The sequence below is a fragment of the Streptomyces scopuliridis genome, assembly GCF_042790125.1.
Classification (GTDB): Bacteria; Actinomycetota; Actinomycetes; order Streptomycetales; family Streptomycetaceae; genus Streptomyces; species Streptomyces scopuliridis_A.
The window spans coordinates 342282-364338 of sequence record NZ_JBHTZS010000001.1 but is presented as its reverse complement, the minus strand read 5'-3'; the positions used below and the strand labels follow the sequence as shown (position 1 = coordinate 364338).

Sequence of the window (22057 nt, the reverse complement as noted above, 5' to 3'; positions counted from 1 at the left end):
CGTTCGAAAGATTGCCCAACGATCGTCGAACGTGTTCAATGTGCGGTATGGCGAGCACAGAGCGACTGAGGCGGATCACCGATGCCGTGCGCGAGGCGGGGCAGCTGAGCGTGACCGAACTGGCGGAGCTCACCGGAGCGTCGGAGATGACCATCCGCCGCGACCTGGAGGCCCTGGGCGCCCAGGGGGTGCTGGAGCGCTACCGCGGCGGCGCCAGAAGCCTGCTGCTGCGCGGCGAGGAGCCGCCCTTCGCGCTCCGGGCGCGGGAGGAGACGGAGACGAAGCGGCGCATCGCCGCCGCGGTCGCCGGACTGATCGCCGACGGGGAGTCGGTGCTCGTCGACAGCGGCACGACCTGTCTGGAGGTCGCCCGCGCCCTGGAGCACCGCAGGCTGACGGTCATGCCGCTCTCGCTGCACGCCGCGAACGCGCTGACCGGCGCCCCCCAGCTGAAACTGCTGCTGCCGGGCGGTGAACCGCGTCCGGGCGAGCTGGCGTTGACCGGCCCGCTGACCGAGGCGTCACTCGCCGCGCTGCGCTTCGACACCGCCGTCATCGGCTGCTGCGGGCTCACCTCCAAGGACGGTCTGACCGCGTACGACCTGGCCGACGCCGCGGTCAAGCGCGCCGCGATCGCCTCGGCCCGCCGGGTGATCGCCGTGGCGGAGGCCGCCAAGTTCTCCCGTACGGCGCTCGCCTTCGTCGCTCCGGTCTCCGCGCTCGACGCCGTCGTGACGGACGAGGGGGCGCCGGAGGAGGAGACCGGCGCGCTGGCCGCGGCCGGTGTGGTCGTACAGACGGTTTGACTGCCCGGGTACGGCATGAGCGCCCGGTGGTGAGGGCCCGCCGCCGGATCCCGGCCCGGCTCGCCTACAACTGCCTGAGGTGGTCGCGCAGGGTGCGGGCGACGTGCGCCATGAGGGCGTCGGCGCCGGGCTGCGTACTGGCCGGGACCAGAGACTCGGTGAGGGCGGCGACGGCGAAGGCCTGACCGTCGGAGTGCTCGACGACCCCGATCTCGTGGCGGAGGTTGAGCAGGGTACCGGTCTTGGAGGACCAGGTGGTGGCGTCGGAGCTGAAGTCCGGGGTCAGCCGGTGCCGTAGCACGTTGTGGGCCATGAGATCCCGCACCCGCCCGGCCACTTCGGGGTGGATCGCCGAGGGGGTCCACAGGGCCTGGAGCAGTTCGACATAGGCGCGTGCGCTGCCGGTGTTGGCGCGGGTGGTGTCGAGCTGCGGCACCCGGTGTCCCCGGCCGCCGGTGCCGGCGTCGATGGCGAGGGCGTGGGCGAGATGGGCCTCGGTCGCGTCGAAGCGTTCCGCGGGGGTGTCGGACAGTTCGAGCATGCCGTGCCGGACGCTGAGGCCGCGGAGGCCGAGTTCGTGCAGGATGTCGGCGACCCGGGCGGGCGGGGTGAGGCCGAACAGCGCGTCGGCGGCCGTTCCGTCACTCACGCAGGTGCTCAGATACAGCAGGTCGTCGATCGCGATCCGGGTGGGGTGGCGGAATCGGCTCAGCCCGGTGGGGCCGGGTGTGGTGATCCGTCCGGGCTGTACGTCGAGCATCGTCGCCCCGTCGAGCTCGCCCCGCCGGATGCGCTCCGCCGTCGCCAGCGCGAGCGGGACCTTGACCAGGGAAGCGGCGGGCAGTTGTGTGTCCGGGTCGATGCCCAGCTCTTCTCCCGTACGCAGATCCCGCACGAGCAGGCAGCCGTGCAGGCCGCCGTCGCGCAGCTGCCCGCGCATGTCGCTGAGCAGTGCCTCGGTGTTCATGCCGCCGCCCCTCCGGAGGTGCCCGCCCGGGTGTCCGCGCCGAGGAGCCTGGCGAGGGCGTCGCCCAGGCGCGCTTCGATGTGCTGTGGATTGCCGTCCGCGGCGGCGGCGAGCGCGAACCCCCGGCTGAGGGTGATCTCCCCGATGGGCCGCCAGTTCAGGGCGAGTTCCCCGGCCTGCGCCGGGGAGCACAGCAACAGGTCGCGGGTGCAGAGGACTTCCGCCGTCGCGGTCGTCAGATCGGCCGCGGCGACGAGCTGGGCGGGCCGCAGACCCACCGCGTCGCGCAGCCGCGTCAACGGGTCACGGATGTGCGGCACATCGTCCTCCGGCTGGATCCAGATACGGCGGGCCGGTCCCGGAGAGGCCCGTCCCAGCCGCAGCGTCTCGACGTACAGGCGCTTGATGCCGGGATCCTGGGCACCGGCGAGCCCGAGCGGTACGGACCACGTCGCCTCGTCGGCGGGCACCGCGAGCACGGCGGCACGCACCTGCTGGGCATGGATGAGCTCCCTGCGCTCCCCCGGCGCGGCCACGCGGAGATCGAGCGTGACACCCTGCCCCCGCGCCTCGGCGACAAGGCGGGCGAGACCGGCCGTGGAGCAGATGCCGGGCACCGCGAGCCGCCAGGGTTTGCGTTTGACGGCCGCTGCCTCGTTCAGCAGTACCTCGGCGCTCTGAACGAGCTGTCTGGCCGCCGGGAGCATGTCCCGGCCGAACGGGGTCAGGACGGCCCGCCGCGATGTGCGCTCGAACAGCTGCTCACCGAAGCGTTCCTCCAGGGCGGCGACGCGACGGCTGGCCACCGACTGCGACATCCGGGCAGCGGACGCGCCGTCGGTGAAACTCCCGTGCTCACTGACGCTGACAAACGCGCGACACGCTCCGACCAGATCCACAGCCGACACTCTATGCCGGATCGGCATGGAACCGCGCATGAGCGTATTGGACCGCATGGCAGCCGGGAGGTGAGGGTGGTCCCGGCACTGATGACCACCACCACGTACCGGGATGGGGCCGTGTCACTCCATCCCCTATGCGCCCCGCGCCCGGGGCGCCCCCGGAGGTTTGGACCATGCACCACAGCCGTGCCCGGCGCGCCGTTCTCGGTGCGCTCGCCACGCTCTTCCTCGTCCCGCTCGTGGCCTGCGGCCAAGGCGATTCCGCCGCCTCGTCGTTGCCGTCCGCCGCGTTGTCCGCGTCGGCCACGACGGCACAGCCCAGTCCGGCCGCGAAGCCCTTCGCCGGCGAGTTGCGTGAACTTGAGCGCACCTTCGACGCGCGCCTGGGTGTGTACGCCATCGACACCGGCACCGGGCGCGAGGTCGCGTACAACGACGGCGAGCGGTTCCCCTACGCCTCCACCTTCAAGGCGCTGGCCGCCGGCGCCGTGCTGCGGAAGAACTCCATGGCCGGGATGGACCGGGTGATCAGGTACACCAAGGACGATCTGGTCGCCCACTCCCCCGTGACCGAGAAGAACGTCGCGACGGGCATGACCCTGAAGGAGCTGTGTGACGCCACCGTCCGCTTCAGTGACAACACCGCGGCGAACCTGCTGTTCGACGAACTCGGCGGGCCCAAGGGACTCGAAGCCGTACTGAGGGGAATCGGCGACGACATCACCCGGATGGACCGCCGGGAGCCGGAGCTGAGCCGATGGGTCCCGGGCGAGAAGCGGGACACGAGCACGCCGCGGGCGCTGACCGAGGATCTGCGCGCGTTCGTTCTCGGAGACGTCCTCGGCAAGGCCGAACGCGGCCAGCTCACGCAGTGGCTGAAGACCAACACCACCGGGGACGCGCTCATCAGGGCCGGGGTGCCCAAGGGCTGGGTGGTCGGCGACAAGACCGGTACCGGCAGTTACCACGGCGCCCGCAACGACATCGCCGTGGTGTGGCCCCCCGACAGCGCCCCCATCGTCATGGCGATCATGTCGAACCGCCCTGCCAAGGACGCCCAGCACGACGACAAACTGATCGCGGAAGCGGCCTCCGTGGTCACCGGCGCGCTGTCGTAGAACGCGGCCCGGACGTTAACCGCGCGCTAACCGGCTGAGGGGCGGGCGCTGGGCGCGGCGTTTCTAGCGTCGGGGAGGAGACGGCATTCCGGCCGGCTCGTTCCGATCCCTGCGCAGAGGTGTCACCATGCGTCGTACCTTGTCCGCCGCGCTGACCGGTCTCGTGGTCCTGACCGGAGCCGTGGCGTGTTCCTCCTCCGGCTCCGGTTCTGGTTCCGGAGCCGGGGCCGGTTCCGGTTCTGGTTCCGGAGCCGGGGCCGGTTCCGGTTCTGGTTCGTCATCCTCCTCGTCGGCGGCGGCCCCGGCGCCCGAGTCGAATCCGGCGGGCGACATCCCCGACAACCAGGTGTATGTGGCCTGGTCGCCGCCCGGCGGCGGGTTCTCCGTGAAGGTGCCCGAGGGCTGGGCGCGCCAGGCCGCCGGGCCGGCCACGGTCTTCAGCGACAAGTTCAACAGCGTCCGCGTCGAGCCGTCGCCGGCCGCCCAGGCGCCGACCGACCGGTCCGTGCGCTCGGTCGACCTCCCCGCCGTGGAACGGTCCGCGAAGAACGTGCGGGTGGGCAAGGTCAGCACGGTGAAGCGGCAGGGCGGCGACGCCGTACTGGCCACGTACCGCGCGGACTCGGCCCCCGACGGAGTGACCGGCAAGAGCGTTCAGCAGGACGTGGAGCGGTATGCCTTCTGGAAGAACGGCACCCAGGTCGTACTGACCCTGTCCGGCGCCGTGGGCGCGGACAACGTGGACCCCTGGCGCACCGTCACGGACTCTTTCCGGTGGACGCGATGACCGCCTCGCTCAGCGCGGACTCCCTGTACCGGTTCTTCCGGGCGGGCGAGGAGGAGACGTTCGCGCTCCAGGGCGTCGGACTGGAGGTGGCGAAGGGCGAGATCGTCGCGGTGACCGGGCCTTCCGGCTCGGGCAAGACGACGCTGCTGAGCTGTCTGGCGGGGCTGGACGAGCCGGACGGCGGCATGGTGCGCGTCGCCGGCCGTCCGCTGTCGCACCAGCGGGAACACCTGCGCGGCCGGCTCCGGGCACAGCACATCGGAGTGCTGTTCCAGTCCGGCAATCTGCTGGACCATCTCACCGTCGCCGACAATGTGCGGCTCGTCCAGCGGCTCGCGCACGTACCGGACCGTGGCCGGGGACAGGACCTGCTGCGGCAGATGGGGATCGACGGGCGTGCGGGCGCGCTGCCGCGGCAGTTGTCCGGCGGGGAGGCCGCGCGCGCCGGTCTGGCCGTGGCTCTGGCCAATGATCCGGCCGTCGTTCTCGCGGACGAGCCCACCGGAGAGGTCGACGCGGAGACCGAGCGGCGGATTCTCACGCTGCTGCGCGAACGCGCCGCCACGGGGACAGCCATGGTGGTCGTCACCCACTCGCGGGAGGTGGCCGCCGTCGCCGACCGGGTGCTGCGGCTGCGGGACGGACGGTGGGTGTCATGACCGCGAACGGGACAGGGGCGGTGACGCCCGGCGGAGAGCCGCTGGTCGTCTGCACGGACGCGGCGCGTACGTACGGCAAGGGCGCCGGCGCGGTGGTCGCCGTGCACGGCGCGAGTTGCGCGGTCGCCGCGGGTGCCGGAATCGCCGTGGTCGGTCCCTCCGGCTCGGGCAAGTCGACGCTGCTGCATCTGATGGCGGGTCTGGACCGCCCGACCGCCGGCCGGGTCGGGCACCCCGGGCTGCCCGAGGGCTCACTCCCCCGGCATATCGGTGTCGTCTTCCAGGGCCCGAGTCTGCTGCCGCCGCTCACAGCGGTGGAGAACGTCGCACTGCCGCTGCGCATCGACGGTGTGGCGGAGGCCGAGGCGGACGCGCGCGCCGTCGCGGCGTTGGCGGAGCTGGGGCTCGAAGCGCTGGCGTCGAAACTGCCGGACGAACTGTCGGCGGGCCAGGCCCAACGCGTCGCGGTGGCCCGGGTGCTGGCCCGCCGGCCCCGGCTGATCCTCGCGGACGAGCCGACCGGGCAGCTGGACCGGGAGAGCGCCGGGCACGTGATGGGGGTGCTGCTCACAGCCGCCGCCATGCTCGGCGCGGCCATGGTGGTCAGCACACACGACCCGCGGGTGGCCGACGCGCTGCCCACCCGCTGGTCCATGGCCGACGGGCGCCTGGTGCTGCCCGACGGCACGGCCGGGGACGACCGGGCCGAGGCAGCACGGGCCGGGAGTCGCCGAGCGGGGAAACGCCAGGCCGGAGAACGCCCGGCCGGGGAACGTCAGGCCGGGGAACGTCAGGAGCGTGAGGCGCGATGATCGGAATGTGGCTCTCCGGGCTGCTGCGGGTACGCGGCGGCCGGCTCCTCGCCACCGCGTCGGGCGTCATGGTGGCCGTCGCGCTGCTGTCCCTCCTCGGCGGTTTCCTCTCCCAGACCCGTGCCACCATGACCTCCCAGTCGGTACGGACGGTGTCCGTGGACTGGCAGGTGCAGGTGGCGGACGGCGCCGATCCGGACGCGGTGCTGTCCACCGTGCGCGCACTTGACGGTACGAAGGCCGCGCTGCCGGTCGGCTACGCGGGCACGAGCGGCCTCGAAGCACGGACGGGTGGCACGCTCCAGACCACCGGTCCCGGGTCCGTGCTCGGTCTGCCCGACGGCTACGCCCGTACCTTCCCCGGCGAGATCCGCGTCCTCGCGGGACACGGCCGAGGCGTGCTGCTCGCCCAGCAGACCGCCGCCAATCTGCACGCGGCTCCCGGCGACACCATCGCGGTCGGGCGGGCCGGGCTGCCCGCCGTACGACTGCGGGTGGACGGTGTCGTGGAACTCCCGCTCGCCGACTCCCTGTTCCAGAAGGTGGGCGCTCCGCCGCAGTCCCAGCCGTCGGCCCCGCCGGACAACATCGTGCTGCTCCCCCAGCGGACCTGGCACACCGTCTTCGATCCGCTCGCGGCCTCCCGGCCCGACCTGGTACGGACTCAGATCCATACCCTGCGCGGCCACGGTCTGCCGCCCGATCCGGCCGCCGCGTACACCAGGGCGACCGGCAGCGCGCACCACGCGGAGGTACGGCTCGCCGGGGCCGGGCTGGTCGGTGACAATCTGGGTGCCGTCCTGGACGCCGCCCGCGCCGACGCCCTGTACGCGCAGCTGCTCTTCCTCTTCCTCGGCGTACCGGGGTCGGTGCTGGCCGCGGCCCTGACCTGGGCGGTCGCCCAGGCGGGCGCGGGCAGGCGGCGCAAGGAGCAGGCGCTGCTGCGGACCAGGGGCGCGACCGTACGGCAGCTCGTCGGGCTCGCGGCGGTGGAGGCCGTCGTCGTCGCCGTGGCGGGGACGGCGGGCGGGCTGGCACTGGCCGCGCTGGTGGGCCGCGTGGCGTTCCACACCGCCGGGGTGCCCCTGTCGTGGGCCCTCGCGGCGTCGGCCGTGGGGTTCGGGGTGGCGGGCGCGACCGTACTGCTGCCCGCGCGCTATGACGCCCGGCGCGCGACCGTCGCGTCCGGACGTACGGCGGTCGCGCGCCGCCCGGCGCCGCACCCCGCGTGGTGGGCGCTGGCCGCCGTCCTCCTGGCCGGCTCGCTGGCGGTCTTCCGCGCGACGAGCACGACCGCGTACGCCCTGGTCCTCGCTCCCGAGGGCACCGCGTCCCTCTCCGTGGACTACTGGGCCTTCGCGGGACCGGCCCTGCTGTGGGCGGCCGGCGCGGTACTGGCCTGGCTGCTGGCCGATCTGCTGCTGCGGCGCGGAAGGCCGCTGCTCCAGTGGCTGTTCCGGCCCGCGGCGGGGGCGCTGGCGGGGACGGTCGCGGCCGGTGTCTCACGGCAGCGCGGCGCCGTGCTGCGCTCCGTCGTCCTGCTGGCCCTGGCCTGCGCGTTCGCCGCGTCGACCGCCGTGTTCAACTCCACCTATCGCCAACAGGCCGAGGTGGACGCCGTGTTGACCAATGGCGCCGATGTCACGGTCACCACCTCGACGAGCGGCGCCACGGGGACGGCGGACGCGGCGAAGCTGGCCGGGGTGCCCGGCGTACGGCATGTGGAACCGGTCCAGCACCGGTTCGCGTACGTCGGCGCCGATCTCCAGGACCTGTACGGGGTCCGGCCGAAGAGCATCGTGCCGGCCGGGCGCCTGCAGGACGCCTACTTCTCCGGAGGCACCGCGAGCGGCTTGATGGACCGGCTCGCGCGGCGGCCCGACGCGCTGCTGGTGAGCGCGGAGACCGCGCACGATTTCCAGCTCCATCCCGGGGATCAGGTCCGGCTGCGGCTGACGGACGCGCGAACGGGCGGGCTCCGGACGATCTCCTTCCATTTCGCCGGTGTCGTCAAGGAGTTCCCGACCGCGCCCAAGGACAGCTTCCTGGTCGCCAACTCCTCGTACATCGCCCGTACGACGGGCAGCGCGGCCGTCGGAACGCTGCTGGTCGACACGGGCGGCACGGCCCAGCGGTCCGTCGCGGCGCGGGCCAGGACCCTGCTCGGCCCGACCGCGCGCGTCACGGATCTGCCGTCGTCGCGTACGGTCATCGGCTCCAGCCTGACGGCCGTCGATCTCGCCGGGCTGACCCGGGTCGAGCTGGGCTTCGCGCTGGTGATCGCGGCGGCGGCGGGCGGACTGGTCCTGGCGCTCGGGCTGGCCGAGCGGCGGCGCACGCTGGCGCTGGCGTCGGTGCTGGGGGCCAGGGGCCGTCAGCTGTCGGGGTTCGTCTGGAGTGAGGCGGCCCTGGTCGCCGTGGCGGGCGGCGCCTGTGGCGCGGTCCTGGGGTGGTCGCTGTCGCACATGCTGGTGAAGGTGCTCTCCGGGGTCTTCGATCCACCGCCGTCGCATGTCGCCGTTCCCTGGGCGTATCTGCTGGCGACGGCCGGTGTCACGGTGGCCGCGCTGGCGGCGGCGGCCTGGGCGGCCGCACGTCACGCGCGGCGCCCTCCGCTCACCGAGCTACGGGAGTTGTGAGGGCTAGACGAGTAAGTCCGAAGTCCCGTCTGCCCGGGAACGCCTGGCACGCACGCTCGCCGCGTTGCCGACATGCCCTAGTAGCTCCGCTACGAGGACATCCCGGCGCCTTGCGATCGCACGCACCAGACGCCCCCGGGCCCGCCCTCCGGGCGGACGACGCCACTTCGGACTTACTCGTCTAGTGCCCCGGGGGCCGCGGGCGGCGACGCGCCGTCCGCGGCCCCCGGCCATGCCGTCCCCTCAGGGCTCACGCGCCATCGCCCGGAAGCGCGGCGATCAGCCAGGTGAAGCGGGGGTGCGGGCGCGGGCGGGAGACGAAGAGTCTGCCGCCCTCCGCCTCGGCCAGCGAACGGGCGAGCGCGAGGCCGATGCCATGGCCCGTGGCGTCCTCCGGGCGGCGCTCGAAGAGCGGCCGGTCGTCGGCGATCCCCGGTCCCTCGTCCTCCACATCGAGGGCGAGCACACCGCCCGTGTCCCGGACGCGTACGGTCACGGTCCCCCGGCCGTGGCCGCACGCGTTGGCCAGCAGGACGTCCAGGATCTGCCGGGCCGCGCGGCCCGACCCGGCGCCCTCGGGCAGATCGTCCTCCGCCAGGACCCGCAGCCGCCGGCCCTGTGCGGCCAGCTCGCCGTGCCAGCGGCGCGCGACATGGCCGAGGAGCGGCGCGAGGTCCAGGGTGGCCCGCTCGGGGGCGTCACGCGCCAGGACGAGCAGATCGGCCAGGGTCGTCTCCATCGATCCGAGCCGCTCCAGCGCGGAGGTCATCGCCTCGCGCGGGTCGCCGCTGGCACCCGCCGCCAACGACGTCTCGAGGTCGAGACGTACCCCCGTCAGCGCCGTGCGCAGCTGGTGCGACACATCGGCGCTGAAGGACCGCTCCCGCTGGAGGAGTTGGTCGACCCGTCCCGCCGTGCGGGCCAGCGCGCTCGCGACCGCGTCGGTCTCCGGTATCCCGGACGGCGCGGCCCGCGCCCCCAGATCTCCGCCCTCCATCCGGCGCGCCGTACCGGCCAGCGCCTCCAGCGGACGCGCCAGGCGTCTGCTGGAGCGGAGCGCGAGAACGACTCCCGTACCGACCGCGAGACCGGCGAGCGCCAGCATGCCGCTCCAGGTCAGGGCGGTCCTGCGGAGCGGCTGCGAGGCGGGCGCGCTGACCCGGACCGTGGCCCGTACGCGCTCCGCGCCTCCTACGGGGACCGCCACCACCAGGCTGTCGTTCACGCGCCGCGAGGAGGCCCGGCCGCGTGCGGCCTCGCGCACCGGCCCGTCGCCCGCCCGGGGACCGTCGCCGAGGACGCGCCGCGCCCCCGGGTCGTAGACCGCGATCCGCGTGCCGCGCTCGGTGCGAGGCAGCTCGACCGGGTCGGAACCAGGCGGCTGTACGGGCCGCGCGGGCAGGCTCACCGCGATCTGCTCGCCGAGCTGCTGCAACTCGCGCACCTCGTCCTGCTGGTAGAGCCGCGGCACCACGATGCCCAGCGGTACGGCGAACAGCAGCACCGCGCACACCACCGCCAGCACGGTCGCTCTCAGGATGCGACGCCGCACGGCCGGCTCCTTCCCGCTACGGCGGGCCGTCCCGGACCGTCACGGACCGACCGGGGGACCGGGTGGTTCGAGCCGGTAGCCGAACTGCCGCAGTGTCGTGATCCGTACGAGGCCGCCCAGCTTCCGGCGCAGCGCGGCGACATGCACGTCGAGGGTCTTCGTGGGGCCGAACCAGTTCTCGTCCCATACATCGCTCATCAGCTCCTCGCGGCTCACCGCCTGCCCCGCGCCGAGCGCGAGGCGTACCAGCAGGTCGAACTCCCGTGGCCTGAGCGGCACTTCGCCCTGTGCGGCGGTGGTACAGCGCCGGGCCGGCCGGTCGATCACCAGCGGCCCCAGCCCGATCCGCGCCGGCCCCTCGTGTCCGCCGGGCGCGGCGCGGCGCAGATGGGCCGACACGCGCGCCTGGAGTTCGGCGAGCCGGAACGGCTTGGTGAGGTAGTCGTCGGCGCCGCACTCCAGGGCCTGGATGACGTCCATCTCTGCGGTACGGGCGGTCAGCACGACGAGGACGGCGTCCGGCACGCGCTCGCGCAGCCGACGACAGAGTGCGAATCCGTCGATGTCGGGCAGACCGAGATCGATGAGGAGCAGTTCGGCGGGCCGCCGCGCGACGCTCTCCAGCGCGGATCCGCCGTCGCGGCACCACCGGGTGTCATGGCCCAGTACGCGCAGCGTGCCGATCAGCCCGGTACCGATGGCCGGGTCGTCCTCGACGACCACGATGCGTGCCGCCATGCCACCCACCGCCTCGTGTCCGGGGGTGCCCCGTGCGCCCGGCCACGATGGTGGACCCGCGAACCTGAACGCCACCTGAACGCGTGGCCCGGGGCCGGAGCTGTGCCGAGGCCGGCCTACGCCCGCCCGTCGGCGTCCGCGTAATACTGGCCGGGTGACCACTCACCGTGTCCTGATCGTCGAGGACGACCACGGCCTGCGCGATGTACTCGCCCGAGGTCTGCGCGACGAGGACTTCGAGGTCGTGACCGCGGCCGACGGCGCCGGCGCGCTGCGCGGCGTCGATGCCCGGGTGGACGCCGTGGTGCTGGACATCGGTCTGCCCGACTCCGACGGCCGCGATGTCTGCCAGGCCATGCGCGCCGCCGGAATCACCGCGCCGGTGGTGTTCCTGACCGCGCGCGACCAGCTCACCGACCGGCTGTCCGGGTTCTCCTCCGGCGGGGACGACTATCTCGCCAAGCCCTTTCACCTGGCCGAACTGGCGGCGCGGATCCGTGCGGCCCTGCGCCGGGCCGGACGGGACCCGTCGATCGACACGGGCGGGCTGCGGCTGGATCCGGTACGGCACGAGCTGAGCGCGGGCGACGCCGCCGTGTCCCTGACACCGACCGAGTTCCGGCTGCTGGCCTGTCTGATGGCCGCTCCCGGCACGGCGGTGCGCCGCCGGACCCTGCTCCGGGCCGGCTGGCCGGAGGGCGCCCAGGTCAGCGAGAACACCCTCGACCAGTATCTGACCCGGCTGCGGCGCAAGCTGCGCGAGACCGGTGCCTCGCACGGCATCAGCACCGTACGGGGCATCGGCTACCGCTTCACGGAGAGCACCGCATGAGAAGGCCCGGCGGACGCGGATGAGCGTACGGACGACCGCGCGGCGACTGCGCGCATTCCTGCGGGGTTTCCTGCGGGGTTTCCTGCGGGGATCCCCGCAGGGTTTCCGGCGTGGATTCGCACGTGGGTTTCTGTCGCCCCCCACCCTGCGGGGCCGCCTCGCCCTGGTCGCCCTGATCACCAGCGCGCTGTGGGTCGCCGTCCTGACCGCCGCGTTCAACCTGGCCCTGAACGGCAGACTGCACGCGCAGGCGGACGATGTCCTGCGGACCCGGGCCGAGGCGGTCGCCGCCACGATCGAGCCCCGGCCCGACGGCCGTTTCGTCATCCACGAACCGTCGGAGGACCAGGCCCTCGACGCCGGGGTGTGGATCTATCAGGGGCATCGCGCGATCGAGAAGCCGCCCGGCGCACCGGCGGCCCTGCGACAGCGCGCCGACGGGCTGGCCGGACAGGCCGGCACGTTCGCCGAGGTCGGCGACCCGAGCGACGCCCGGCTGTTCGCCCTGCCGGTCAAGGACGCCGACGGCCACAAGCAGGTGGGCACGGTCGTCACCTCCGTCGGCCTCGATCCGTACCGCAGTACGGCGGACTCGGCCCTGACGGCGTCGGTGGTGCTCGCGGTGCTGCTGCTGGGCACGGTCTATCTGCTGACGCGGCTGGCCGTACGCCGGGCGCTGCGGCCCGTGGGCCGGATGAGCGCGCAGGCCGCCCTGTGGAGCGAGGAGGGCACGGCCCAGCGCTTCGGCACCGAGGGCCGCCCGGCGGAGCTCGCCTCGTTCGCCGCCAGTCTCGACGAGCTGCTCGACCGGCTCGCGGCTGTCCTGCGCCATGAGCAGCAGCAGAGCGCCGAGCTGTCCCATGAGCTGCGCACCCCGCTGGCGCGGATCACGGCGGAGACGGAGTGGCTGGTCAAACGCCCGCGTGACGCCGGGGAGCAGCGCGTCTCGCACGAGGCGATCGCGAGCGCCGCGGCCACCATGCGGCAGATCTGCGAAAGCCTGCTCTCCGAGGCCCGCACCCGGGGCTCGGAGGTCCCGGGCCGCTGCCGGCCGCTCGATCTCGCGCGGGCGCTCGCGGAGCGTACGGCCACGGATCACCCGGGCTCGCCGCCGGTGGGGGTCCATGGCGCCCCCGCGACGGCCGGCGTCTCGGAGGCCGTCGCGGAGCGCATCCTGATGCCGCTCCTGGACAACGCCCGGCGCTATGCCGTGCGCTCCGTCGTGATCGAGTGCGCGGCGGTGCCGGGGGCGGTCGAGGTGCGTGTCGTCGACGACGGACCGGGGGTGCCGGAGACGTTCGTACCCTCGCTCTTCGAACCGGGCCGCCGCGCCGCCCCCGGCGACGGACACGACGGCGCCGGTCTGGGCCTGGCGCTCGCCCGCCGGCTGGCCCGCGCCGCGGGCGGCGACATCACGCTGGACACCGCCGGGGCCGAGGCCGGCTCCACGCCCGGAACCGGCCCCGGAGCGGGGTTTACCGTACGTCTTCCGGCAGGCTGAACCGGTCGCGTGCGTGCTCCCCGGAACCGCCGCCGCCCGTTCCGCCGCCGAGCGGCGTCACATCCCTCTTGCTCCGGGTGAGATACACGACCAGCCCGAGGATGACGGCGAGGAAGAGCAGGCTCGTACCGACCGTGCCGAGACCCAGCCCGCCGTCCGCGCGCGCCTGGGAGAGATAGTCGCCGAGCGAGGCGCCGAGCGGCCGGGTGAGGACGTACGCGATCCAGAACGACCAGACGGCGTGGAAGTCGAGCGTGAAGCGGGCGAAGGCCACCGCGGCGATCAGCACCGCGAACAGGACGGCGGACACCCAGTAGCCCAGACCGAGACGCTCGGCCGCGAGATCGCCCGCCGAGGTGCCGAGCGCGAAGGTGAAGAGGATCGCCAGCCAGTAGAAGGCTTCCCTCCGCCGGGTGTGGATGGTGTGGATGGACAGCGACCGCTCGCTCGCGTACCAGGCGACGAACGTCACGGCCAGCGCCAGGGCGAACATCCAGGTGGTCGTCTCCAGCGGGACGCCGAGATTGTCGGTGAGGTTGTCGCTGACCAGCGTGCCGACGACGCTGATCAGGACGACGGACAGCCAGTACAGGGACGGCACGTAGGCGCGCGCCCGGAACTGGAAGAAGAGCGCGACGGCCAGCAGCGCCCCCATCACATACGAGGTGTTGGTCAGGCCCAGGCCCAGATTGGCGTTGAGCAGGTCGGCCGCGGTCTCGCCCACGGTGGTGCAGAGGATCTTGATGACCCAGAAGTACAGGGTGACCTCGGGGACTTTGTTCCACATCCCGCGGCTTCGCGGCGCCGCTCCCGCCGCGTGCGTGTTGGTTGTCATGCCCGGGAGGCTGGCAGTCCGTACCTGAACGCTTCCTGACCACTTCCCGCCTCGATTCCGGCGGACGTCCCCGCGGCGATTCCGGCGCATGCCCCCGGAGCGATTCCGGCGCACGCCCCCGGGCGGTGCCCGCTTGCCGCGGGTCGGCGCCCGACGCAGGCTGGGGTTATGGCTGTTCCCGCGTCCGCCGCGCCCGCCACGGAGACCTACGACGGCTGGGCCGTCGAGACCCCGGGACCGATCAGCACGGGACGACCGCTGGTCCGGGTCAGCCGCCGCGTGCCCGTCCCCGGCCCCGGCGAACTGCTGCTGCGGGTGGAGGCGTGCGGAGTCTGCCGTACGGATCTGCATCTGACCGAGGGCGATCTCACCCCGCACCGCCCGGCGAGCATCCCGGGCCACGAGATCGTCGGCCGGGTCACCGCCGCCGGTACGGGCGTGACGCGGTTCCGTACCGGCGACCGGGCCGGCGGGGCCTGGCTGCGCGGCACCTGCGGGACCTGCCGCTACTGCCTGGCGGGGAAGGAGAATCTCTGCCCCCGCTCCCGCTACACGGGCTGGGACGCGGACGGCGGCTTCGCCGAACTGGCCCTTGTCCCCGAGGCGTTCGCCTACCCGCTGCCGGAGAACCAGGACCCCGCGCTGCTCGCGCCGCTCCTGTGCGCGGGGATCATCGGCTACCGCTCCCTGCGCCGGAGCGCGCTGCCGCGCGGCGGGCGCCTGGGGATCTACGGTTTCGGCGCCTCCGCCCATCTGGCCGCGCAGGTGGCGCTGGCCGAGGGCGCCACGGTCCATGTGCTGACCCGGTCGGTGCGGGCACGTGAACTCGCCATGGAACTGGGCGCCTCCTCGGCCGCCGACGACCACGACCGGCCGCCGGAGCCGCTGGACTCGGCGATCCTGTTCGCTCCGGTGGGTGATCTGGTGCCGGTGGCGCTGGAGGCCCTGGACCGGTCGGGCACGCTCTCGATCGCCGGAATCCATCTCTCCGACATTCCCGTGCTGAACTACCAGCGCCATCTCTTCCAGGAACGGAATCTGCGCAGCGTCACCTCCAACACCCGCCAGGACGGCTACGACTTCCTCGACCTGGCCGAGCGCATCGGCATCCGCGTCACCGTCAGCCGCTATCCGCTGAGCCAGGCCGACCGGGCGCTCGCCGACCTCGCCGCCGACCGGGTGAACGGCGCCGCGGTGCTCGTACCCGACTGACGCGCACCGCCGTCACACCGTCGTCGCACCGCTGCCGCACCGGCTCACACACCGGGCAGTTCGAGCCGGCGTGTGGTGCCCGGGGGGATGACGGACTCGACGCCGCCGAGCACCACACGTACCGGACCGTCGGTCCCGTCCGGTACGGCGATCCGTACCCGCTCGGCGCGGATGCGCAGATCCACGTCCCAGTGGCTGCGGTAGCGGATGCCGACCCCGAACTTCGACAGCTGGGGCAGCGGCGCCGGATCCAGCCACAGCGCGTTGTCCCGCGTCTCCAGACCGGTCAGCCCGCGCTGTACGAAGTCCAGGGTGCCCGCCATCGCGCCGAGGTGGATGCCCTCCGCCGTGGTGCCGCCCTGGACGTCGGCCACGTCCCCGGCGAGCGCCTCCTCGGCGAAGGCCCACGCGTCCTCACGGCGGACCCGGGCCAGCACCCAGGCGTGGACGAGGGAGCTGAGCGTGGACCCGTGGCTGGTGCGGGCGAGGTAGTAGTCGACGGTGGCCCGCCAGGAGTCGTCGTCGAGCCGGTGGCCGAGCTGCCGGAAGAGCCCGGCGAGTTCGCGGGGCGAGAAGAGATAGCCGAGCATCAGCACATCGGCCTGTTTGGACGCCTGGTAGCGGTTGGCGGTGTCGCCCTCCGCCTCCAGGATCCGGTCCAGCCGCCGGATGTCGCCGTACCGCTTCCGGTACCCGTCCCAGTCGAGTTCGGCGAGGTCCCCGTATCCGGCGAACTGGCTGATGATCCCCGCGTGGTACGGCACATGGAGCCGGTGGGCGATGTCGTCCCAGCCGTCCTGTTCCGACGGCGCGAGCCGGATACGGTCGAAGAGCTGGTGGCGGTGCGAGAGGGGCAGGGTCCGGCAGAGTTCGAGGGCCCGGCTCAGCACCCACGCGGCGGTGACGTTCGTATAGGCGTTGTCGTCCAGTCCCGGGACCGTGGCGTCCGGGTAGCCGTCGTGGTACTCGTCGGGACCGACGACACCGCGGATGCGGTACCGCTCGAGCGCCGGGTCCCAGACCGCGCTGCTCGCCCAGAACCGCGCGATCTGGAGCAGCGTCTCGGCGCCGTCGGTGTGCAGGAACTCCGTGTCGCCGCTGGCCTGGCAGTACTGCCAGACGTTGTACGCGACCGCCGAGCCGACATGGTGCTGCAGCCGGGAGTGGTCGGGCAGCCAGCGGCCGGAGCGCGGGTTGAGATGCAGTTCCTGGGTCTCCTCGCGTCCGTCGCTGCCGCTCTGCCAGGGGTACATCGCGCCCCGCCGGCCCACGCTCCGCGCCGCGTGGATGGCCGCGGGCAGCCGCCGGTGACGGTAACCGAGCAGGGAGCGGGAGACCTCCGGGAAGTGCAGGTTGAGAAAGGGCAGGACGAACAGCTCGTCCCAGAAGACATGGCCGCGGTACGCCTCGCCGTGCAGCCCTCTGGCCGGTACGCCGGCGTCCAGCCCCGCCGTGTGCGGGGAGAGCGTCTGGAGTACGTGGAAGAGGTGCAGCCGCAGGATCCGGCCCGCCTCACCGGGCACGTCCAGCGCCGCCTCCCGCCAGATGCGCTCCCAGGCGCGCTGGTGCGAGGCCAGCAGCCGGGGGAAGTCGGCGGCCCGCCGCACCTCCTGGACGGCGGTGCTCCGCGGGCCGCTGATCGCCGGGTCGCGGGACGTGTACAGCGCGACCGTCTTGTCGACGGCCACCGTCTCGTCGCGCCCGACGGGGATCGTGAGGCTCTGGACGGCCTGTCCGGCGGTGAGCCGCGCACGGGGCGCGAGGGCACGGTGGTCGGTGACGCGGGTACGCGCGGCCAGCGCGATCCGGATGTCGGAGTTGACGGTGCGGCACCGCAGCCACACCACGGTGTCGTCGCGCTCGGCGCCGGTGCGCAGATGGGTCAGATGCCGGTTGGCGAGATCGGCGTACCGCTCCACTCCCGCGTTGCGCACATCGCCGTCGAGACCGGACTCCACCTCCACCGTCCCGGCCCAGCCCTCGGCGGTGAACGAGGTGCGCTGCGCGGCGAGATGCGGCTCGCCCATGTGCACCAGCCGGCACTGCTCCACGCGCAGCCGCCGCCCGGCCTCGTCCTCGTACACCGACCAGCGGGTCAGGGTGCCGTGCCGCAGGTCCAGGCTCTGCCGGTGGGTGAGGAGATGGGGGCCGTCGGGTGAGAGCCACGGTCCCGGTGCGGCTCCTTCGGGGCGTGCGCGGTAGCGCAGCGGAAGCCAGTTGGGCAGATTGACCATGTCCTCGTTCTCGACCTGGCGGCCCCCCACGGTGGAGATCAGCCGGTTGTAGCAGCCGGCCGCGTAGGTGCCGGGGTAGTGCGCCGGTCCCTCGGACGTCTCCGACGCGGCGCCACGGGTGCCGAAGTAGCCGTTGCCGAGCGTGCAGAGCGCCTCGCGCAGCCGCTCCGCCTCGGGGTCGTACCCCTCGTAGGTCCAGGTCCAGGCGCGTGTGGTCACCCGCTTCTCCTGTCCACGCTTCTCCCGGTCGCGCTTCCGCCGTTCACGTCTCCACTGTTCACGTCTCCGCTGCTCACGTCTCCGCTGTTCACGCTGGTGCGGCCGTCTTCTGTGACCAGCAGTTCTCCGGGGTCGGCGACGACCACATCGGCGCCGTGCTCGCGCAGTTCGGCCGCGCTCGTCGGGCCGGCCGTCCGGTCGACGCCGATCACCGGGCCGAACCCGCCGCGCCGGCCGGCCTCGACACCGGGCAGCGCGTCTTCCACGACGGCCGTGTCCCGGGGCGGGAACCCGAGACGGCGCGCGGCCTCCAGGAAGAGCGCCGGGTCGGGCTTGCCCGGCAGCCGCAGCCGGCGCGCCTCATTGCCGTCCACCACGGTCCGCAGCAGACCGAGCACACCGGCCACCGTCAGCAGCTCGGTCGCGTGCCGGGACGCCGAGACGGCGGCGCACGGCACGTGCTCGGCGGCCAGCACGTGGAGCAGGCGTACGGTCCCCGGCCAGACGTCGACGCCGTGCTCGCGCACGTGCTCGTCGAACAACTGCCCCTTGCGTGCCGCGACGGCCCGGACCGTGGCCGTCCCCGGCCCGTCCCCGGGATCGCCGAGCGGCAGATCGAGTCCGCGCGCGTTCAGGAACGCCACCACCCCGTCCTCGCGGGACTTGCCGTCGACATAGCGGCGGAAGTCTTCGACGGCGTCGAAGGGCGGCCGCATGCCCGCGGCGGACAGACACGCGTCGAACGCGCCCTTCCAGGCCGCGGCGTGCACTCCGGCGGAGTCGATGATGACCCCGTCGGTGTCGAGGACCACGGCGCGTACGGAGCGCAGACACGGCGCCAGAACCGGTGCGGCGGTCATGGCCCGGTCCGTTCGCGCATGGTCGGTACTTGCCCTATCCGTTCGTGCCCGGTCCGTTCGTGCCCGGTCCGTTCGTGACGTCGTCGTGGTCCGTACTCGTGGCCACCTTCCGCCACGTCTCCAACTCGTCCAGGGCGAAGCGGAGTTTCTCCTCCACCCGCGCCACGCTGTCCGCGCCCAGCTGGATGCGCAGCGGGGCCCGTTCACTGCCGCCGAGGTCGACGATGACGCGGGCGGCCTTGGCCGGGTCGCCGGGCTGGGCGTGGTTGCGGTCCACCGCGCCGGTGCGGGTGCCGCCCGCGGTGGCGGCGTAGTCGTGGATCACGTTCGGCTCGGTGTGAAGGCTGGAGCCGTCGAGGAAGTCCGTACGGAACAGGCCCGGTTCGACCACGGTCACCGTGATGCCGAGCGGCGCGACCTCGGCCGCCAGCGCCTCGGACAGACCCTCGACGGCGAACTTCGTGGAGGCGTAGACCCCCCAGCCCGCCGAGGCGGTGAAGCCGCCGACCGAGCTGATGTTGACGATGTGCCCCGACCGGCGCTCGCGCATCCCGGGCAGCACCGCGCGCAGCACATTGAGTGTGCCGAACACATTGGTGTCGTACACCGCCCTGGCCGCCGCGTCCGAGACCTCCTCGACCGCGCCGAGCAGTCCGCGGCCGGCGTTGTTGACCACCACGTCGATACCGCCGAACCGCTCCGTCGCCGCGGCGACCGCCGCGTGGGCCTGGCCCTCGTCGGTGACGTCCAGGGGAAGCGCGAGCAGGGCGTCGCCCGCGTCCGGGAAGCGGGCCTCCACGGTCCGCGGATCACGCGCGGTGGCCACGACGTCGTACCCGGACGCCAGGGCGGTACGGACGATCTCCGCGCCGAATCCGCGCGAGGCACCGGTGATCATCCAGACGCTCATGGCTGTGGCTCCTTATCCGCGACCGGGGCCCGGCGGCCGGCGGCCATCGACAAATGGAGCGTATGAGGCGCCGGAACAGCCGACAACCGGACGCCTCCGGCCGAGCGGGCGGCCGTGACCTGTCGGGCCGCGCGGGGGTTGAACCGGGCCCCGGTGACCGCAGGTCACCCTCATGCGCCGAACAGGTGGATCCATCCCGATGACCATGATGCGCAGGGCCGCCGCGGCGGCCCTCGGTACGGCACTCGCCGCCGCCCTGAACCTCACCGCCGCCCATGCGGTGACTCCGGCGGACGGCGGCACGGCGGTCAAGAACGCCCCGCTCGCCGCCCCTGTCCCCGTACCCGTTCCCGCCCCCGCTCCGGCACCGGCTCCGGCACCCGGGCTCGATGAGGGCTGGCAGGGTGACGGGCTGAGCCTGAGCCCGGCGGAGAACAACGCCGTCGAGGAGTTCCTGAGCAAGGCCCGCAGGACCGAGGCGGTCATCAGCCCCCGGCTGCGGAACATCGCCCGGCTCAGCAACGCCGAACTGGCCGGCTTCGACCAGCGGCTGAAGTCCCCCGACTCCCTCAAGCGGAAGGTGGCCACGAGCCTGGTCGACCACCCCGGCCAGAACATCGACCAGGCGCTCGCGGGTATCGGTGACTCCCTGCGCTACACCTTCCAGTGGCCCACGGACCGGTACACCGACGGCGTCACCCTCGCCGCCAGGTTCGTCTCCGCCTGGCAGGGGCCGGCGGTGCGGTGGAAGAACACCTGGGGCAGCAAGACCGGCTACAAGGGCATCAATACCAACTGGGACGAGTCGTCCACCCCGCACCGGTTCGAGATCCAGTTCCACACCCCGGAGAGCCGGGACGCCGCCCTGTCCACCCACCGGCTCTACGAGGAGCAGCGGCTGCCCAGCACCTCCCCGGAGCGGGCCCGTGAACTCCAGCGGCGGATGGACGAGATCTTCGGCGCCGTCCCCGTACCCGCCGGGGCGGCCCAACTCACCGCGCCCTGAGGCATTGAGGTCTTGATGACCTGATGCCTTGACGCGGGGCTAAGCCTCCTCCGCCCCGTCAGGGTCGGCAGCGGTGCGATCGGCCAGCCGTTCGTACCGCTGCCTCGCCGCCTGCGGAGTGCCGAGGCCGAGACCGAAGGCGATCTCCTGCCATGTCATCTCGCGGCCCCGGGCCATCTTGAGGAGCCCGGCCTCCAGTTCGTCCATCTCACCGCGCGCCAGTGGGATGAGGCTCAGAGCGGCGGTGATGTCGGCGTGATCCACCGCCGGCTCGCCCTCGCCGGGCTGCGCCGCGCCACTGAGCAGGAACGACACCAGCCTGATGGCCTCGTGCGGCGCGATGACGGAGGGATGGACCTGTCGGCGGCGCTGCTCGTCGGTGGCCGCGTGCCGCTCGGCGATACGGAACAGGGACGCGTGGACGCGGTGCGCGCGCGCCTGCTCCGGATGCGGGGGTGTGAAGGGGTCGGTGGGCCGACCGGACGTCGATGACATACGACCAGGATCGGGGACACACAAGTCGATGTCAATGGATCGTTGTGAACAATCCGTTCAACACCCCGGATGTGTTCGTGCGGTGAGGCTGAGATACGACTTACTGCCGGGCCGGTGAATCCCACGGAAGCACTGCGGCTCCCGGCGTATCCGTCGCTCAGCAGGAGGCAGCTCGTGTCACGTCCGGTAACCATCGTCACGGGCGGCAGCCGGGGTATCGGCGCCGCGACATGCGTCCGGCTGGCGGCCGACGGGCATGATCTGGCCCTTGGGTACGTCAGCAACGACGCGGCGGCCGAGGAGACGGCGGCGGCCGTCCGCGCGGCGGGGGCGCGCTGTGTCACCGTACGGGTCGACACCGCCGAAGAGGCGGACGTGGAGCGGCTGTTCGACACCGTCGCGAGCGAACTCGGGCCGGTGACAGGGCTGGTCAACAACGCCGGTGTGACGGGCCCGCTCACCAGACTCACCGACGCGAGGACCGCCGACCTGCGGCGGGTGATCGAGGTGAACCTGCTGGGCTATCTGCTCTGCTGCCGCCGCGCCGCCCGGGACATGGCGGCGCGCGGCTCCGGCGCCATCGTCAATGTCTCCTCGGCGGCGGCCACGCTCGGCGCCCCCGGCGAATATGTCCACTACGCGGCGACCAAGGCGGCCACCGACGCCCTGACCGTCGGTCTGTCCAAGGAGCTGGGCCCCGACGGCATCAGGGTCAACGCGGTCGCGCCCGGCGTCATCAACACGGAGATGCACGCCGCCATGGGGGATCCCGACCGTCCGGCGAAGGCCGCCGCCACGATCCCGCTCGGCAGGCCCGGGGAGCCCCACGAGATCGCCGCGGCCGTCGCCTGGCTCCTGTCGGACGACGCCTCGTACACGACGGGGACGGTGCTGAGAGTCTCCGGGGGCCGGTAACTTGCCCCGGCGGGTACCGCCACGGCCTCTTCCTGACCCGACTCGGGCTGTCAGCCCG

The 22057-nt window shown here is 73.1% G+C and carries 20 protein-coding genes; 11 read left to right on the top strand and 9 right to left on the bottom strand.

The window, feature by feature from the left end:
* Nucleotides 1-47 precede the first annotated feature (47 nt).
* Nucleotides 48-806 (top strand): DeoR/GlpR family DNA-binding transcription regulator, encoded by a 759-nt coding sequence (locus tag ACFRKB_RS01410; protein WP_383102277.1) that lies wholly within the window; start codon nucleotides 48-50, stop codon nucleotides 804-806.
* A gap of 64 nt (nucleotides 807-870) precedes the next feature.
* Here ACFRKB_RS01410 and ACFRKB_RS01405 read toward each other — a convergent pair whose 3' ends face one another.
* On the bottom strand, nucleotides 871-1773 hold the full coding sequence (locus ACFRKB_RS01405) for a serine hydrolase (RefSeq protein WP_383102275.1): 903 nt from the start codon (nucleotides 1771-1773) through the stop codon (nucleotides 871-873).
* A complete protein-coding gene (locus ACFRKB_RS01400) occupies nucleotides 1770-2699 on the bottom strand; it encodes a LysR family transcriptional regulator (protein WP_383102273.1) in 930 nt (309 codons plus the stop codon). Before ACFRKB_RS01400 ends, ACFRKB_RS01405 begins: the two co-directional genes overlap by 4 nt.
* A 149-nt stretch (nucleotides 2700-2848) precedes the next feature.
* Here ACFRKB_RS01400 and bla point away from each other — a divergent pair, with 149 nt between their 5' ends.
* The 5 genes from bla (at nucleotide 2849) to ACFRKB_RS01375 (ending at nucleotide 8690) form a co-directional block, all read left to right on the top strand.
* The gene (gene bla / locus ACFRKB_RS01395) at nucleotides 2849-3793 is read left to right on the top strand and encodes a class A beta-lactamase (RefSeq protein ID WP_383102271.1); all 945 of its coding nucleotides are present in this window, start codon (nucleotides 2849-2851) and stop codon (nucleotides 3791-3793) included.
* A 127-nt stretch (nucleotides 3794-3920) separates the two neighbouring features.
* Entirely contained in the window at nucleotides 3921-4580 is a 660-nt protein-coding gene (locus ACFRKB_RS01390) for a hypothetical protein (protein ID WP_383102269.1), read from the top strand.
* Nucleotides 4577-5239: an ABC transporter ATP-binding protein gene (locus tag ACFRKB_RS01385; RefSeq protein WP_383102557.1), complete on the top strand. Its 663-nt coding sequence runs from the start codon at nucleotides 4577-4579 to the stop codon at nucleotides 5237-5239. Before ACFRKB_RS01390 ends, ACFRKB_RS01385 begins: the two co-directional genes overlap by 4 nt.
* Entirely contained in the window at nucleotides 5236-6051 is an 816-nt protein-coding gene (locus tag ACFRKB_RS01380) for an ABC transporter ATP-binding protein (RefSeq protein ID WP_383102267.1), read from the top strand. The genes ACFRKB_RS01385 and ACFRKB_RS01380 overlap by 4 nt, the downstream gene beginning before the upstream one ends.
* Entirely contained in the window at nucleotides 6048-8690 is a 2643-nt protein-coding gene (locus ACFRKB_RS01375) for an FtsX-like permease family protein (RefSeq protein ID WP_383102265.1), read from the top strand. The genes ACFRKB_RS01380 and ACFRKB_RS01375 overlap by 4 nt, the downstream gene beginning before the upstream one ends.
* Nucleotides 8691-8940: 250 nt before the next feature.
* Here ACFRKB_RS01375 and ACFRKB_RS01370 read toward each other — a convergent pair whose 3' ends face one another.
* The gene (locus tag ACFRKB_RS01370; RefSeq protein WP_383102263.1) at nucleotides 8941-10242 is read right to left on the bottom strand and encodes a sensor histidine kinase; all 1302 of its coding nucleotides are present in this window, start codon (nucleotides 10240-10242) and stop codon (nucleotides 8941-8943) included.
* A 39-nt stretch (nucleotides 10243-10281) separates the two neighbouring features.
* A complete protein-coding gene (locus ACFRKB_RS01365; protein ID WP_383102262.1) occupies nucleotides 10282-10980 on the bottom strand; it encodes a response regulator transcription factor in 699 nt (232 codons plus the stop codon).
* A 154-nt stretch (nucleotides 10981-11134) separates the two neighbouring features.
* On the opposite strand from ACFRKB_RS01365, the gene ACFRKB_RS01360 reads away from it, so the two are divergent.
* Nucleotides 11135-11812, top strand: coding sequence for a response regulator transcription factor (locus ACFRKB_RS01360; protein WP_383102260.1), 678 nt, complete (start codon nucleotides 11135-11137; stop codon nucleotides 11810-11812).
* A gap of 19 nt (nucleotides 11813-11831) precedes the next feature.
* Complete coding sequence (locus ACFRKB_RS01355) at nucleotides 11832-13313, top strand: ATP-binding protein (protein ID WP_383102258.1); 1482 nt, start codon at nucleotides 11832-11834, stop codon at nucleotides 13311-13313.
* On the opposite strand, the gene ACFRKB_RS01350 is transcribed toward ACFRKB_RS01355, so the two are convergent.
* On the bottom strand, nucleotides 13288-14148 hold the full coding sequence (locus ACFRKB_RS01350; RefSeq protein ID WP_383102257.1) for a COG4705 family protein: 861 nt from the start codon (nucleotides 14146-14148) through the stop codon (nucleotides 13288-13290). The two genes, ACFRKB_RS01355 and ACFRKB_RS01350, sit on opposite strands and share 26 nt — an antisense overlap.
* A gap of 168 nt (nucleotides 14149-14316) precedes the next feature.
* Between ACFRKB_RS01350 and ACFRKB_RS01345 the strand changes: the two genes are divergently transcribed.
* Nucleotides 14317-15360 (top strand): zinc-dependent alcohol dehydrogenase family protein, encoded by a 1044-nt coding sequence (locus tag ACFRKB_RS01345; protein WP_383102255.1) that lies wholly within the window; start codon nucleotides 14317-14319, stop codon nucleotides 15358-15360.
* 44 nt (nucleotides 15361-15404) lie between these two features.
* Here the strand turns inward: ACFRKB_RS01345 and ACFRKB_RS01340 are convergent, their stop codons facing one another.
* From ACFRKB_RS01340 to ACFRKB_RS01330, 3 genes are read right to left on the bottom strand one after another with little or no spacing between them, the layout of a single operon-like run.
* Nucleotides 15405-17813 (bottom strand): glycoside hydrolase family 65 protein, encoded by a 2409-nt coding sequence (locus tag ACFRKB_RS01340; protein ID WP_383102253.1) that lies wholly within the window; start codon nucleotides 17811-17813, stop codon nucleotides 15405-15407.
* A complete protein-coding gene (locus ACFRKB_RS01335) occupies nucleotides 17810-18673 on the bottom strand; it encodes an HAD family hydrolase (protein ID WP_383102251.1) in 864 nt (287 codons plus the stop codon). The genes ACFRKB_RS01340 and ACFRKB_RS01335 overlap by 4 nt, the downstream gene beginning before the upstream one ends.
* A gap of 34 nt (nucleotides 18674-18707) precedes the next feature.
* Nucleotides 18708-19583, bottom strand: a complete 876-nt coding sequence (locus ACFRKB_RS01330) for an oxidoreductase (RefSeq protein WP_383102250.1) — start codon at nucleotides 19581-19583, stop codon at nucleotides 18708-18710.
* Between the two features lie 199 nt (nucleotides 19584-19782).
* Here ACFRKB_RS01330 and ACFRKB_RS01325 point away from each other — a divergent pair, with 199 nt between their 5' ends.
* Nucleotides 19783-20589 carry an ATP nucleotide 3'-pyrophosphokinase gene (locus ACFRKB_RS01325; protein ID WP_383102248.1) on the top strand — a complete coding sequence of 269 codons (807 nt, stop codon included), beginning with the start codon at nucleotides 19783-19785 and terminating at the stop codon, nucleotides 20587-20589.
* Between the two features lie 39 nt (nucleotides 20590-20628).
* Here the strand turns inward: ACFRKB_RS01325 and ACFRKB_RS01320 are convergent, their stop codons facing one another.
* A complete protein-coding gene (locus ACFRKB_RS01320) occupies nucleotides 20629-21084 on the bottom strand; it encodes a DNA-binding protein (RefSeq protein WP_383102246.1) in 456 nt (151 codons plus the stop codon).
* Between the two features lie 174 nt (nucleotides 21085-21258).
* Between ACFRKB_RS01320 and ACFRKB_RS01315 the strand changes: the two genes are divergently transcribed.
* A complete protein-coding gene (locus ACFRKB_RS01315; RefSeq protein ID WP_383102244.1) occupies nucleotides 21259-21999 on the top strand; it encodes an SDR family oxidoreductase in 741 nt (246 codons plus the stop codon).
* Nucleotides 22000-22057 lie beyond the last annotated feature (58 nt).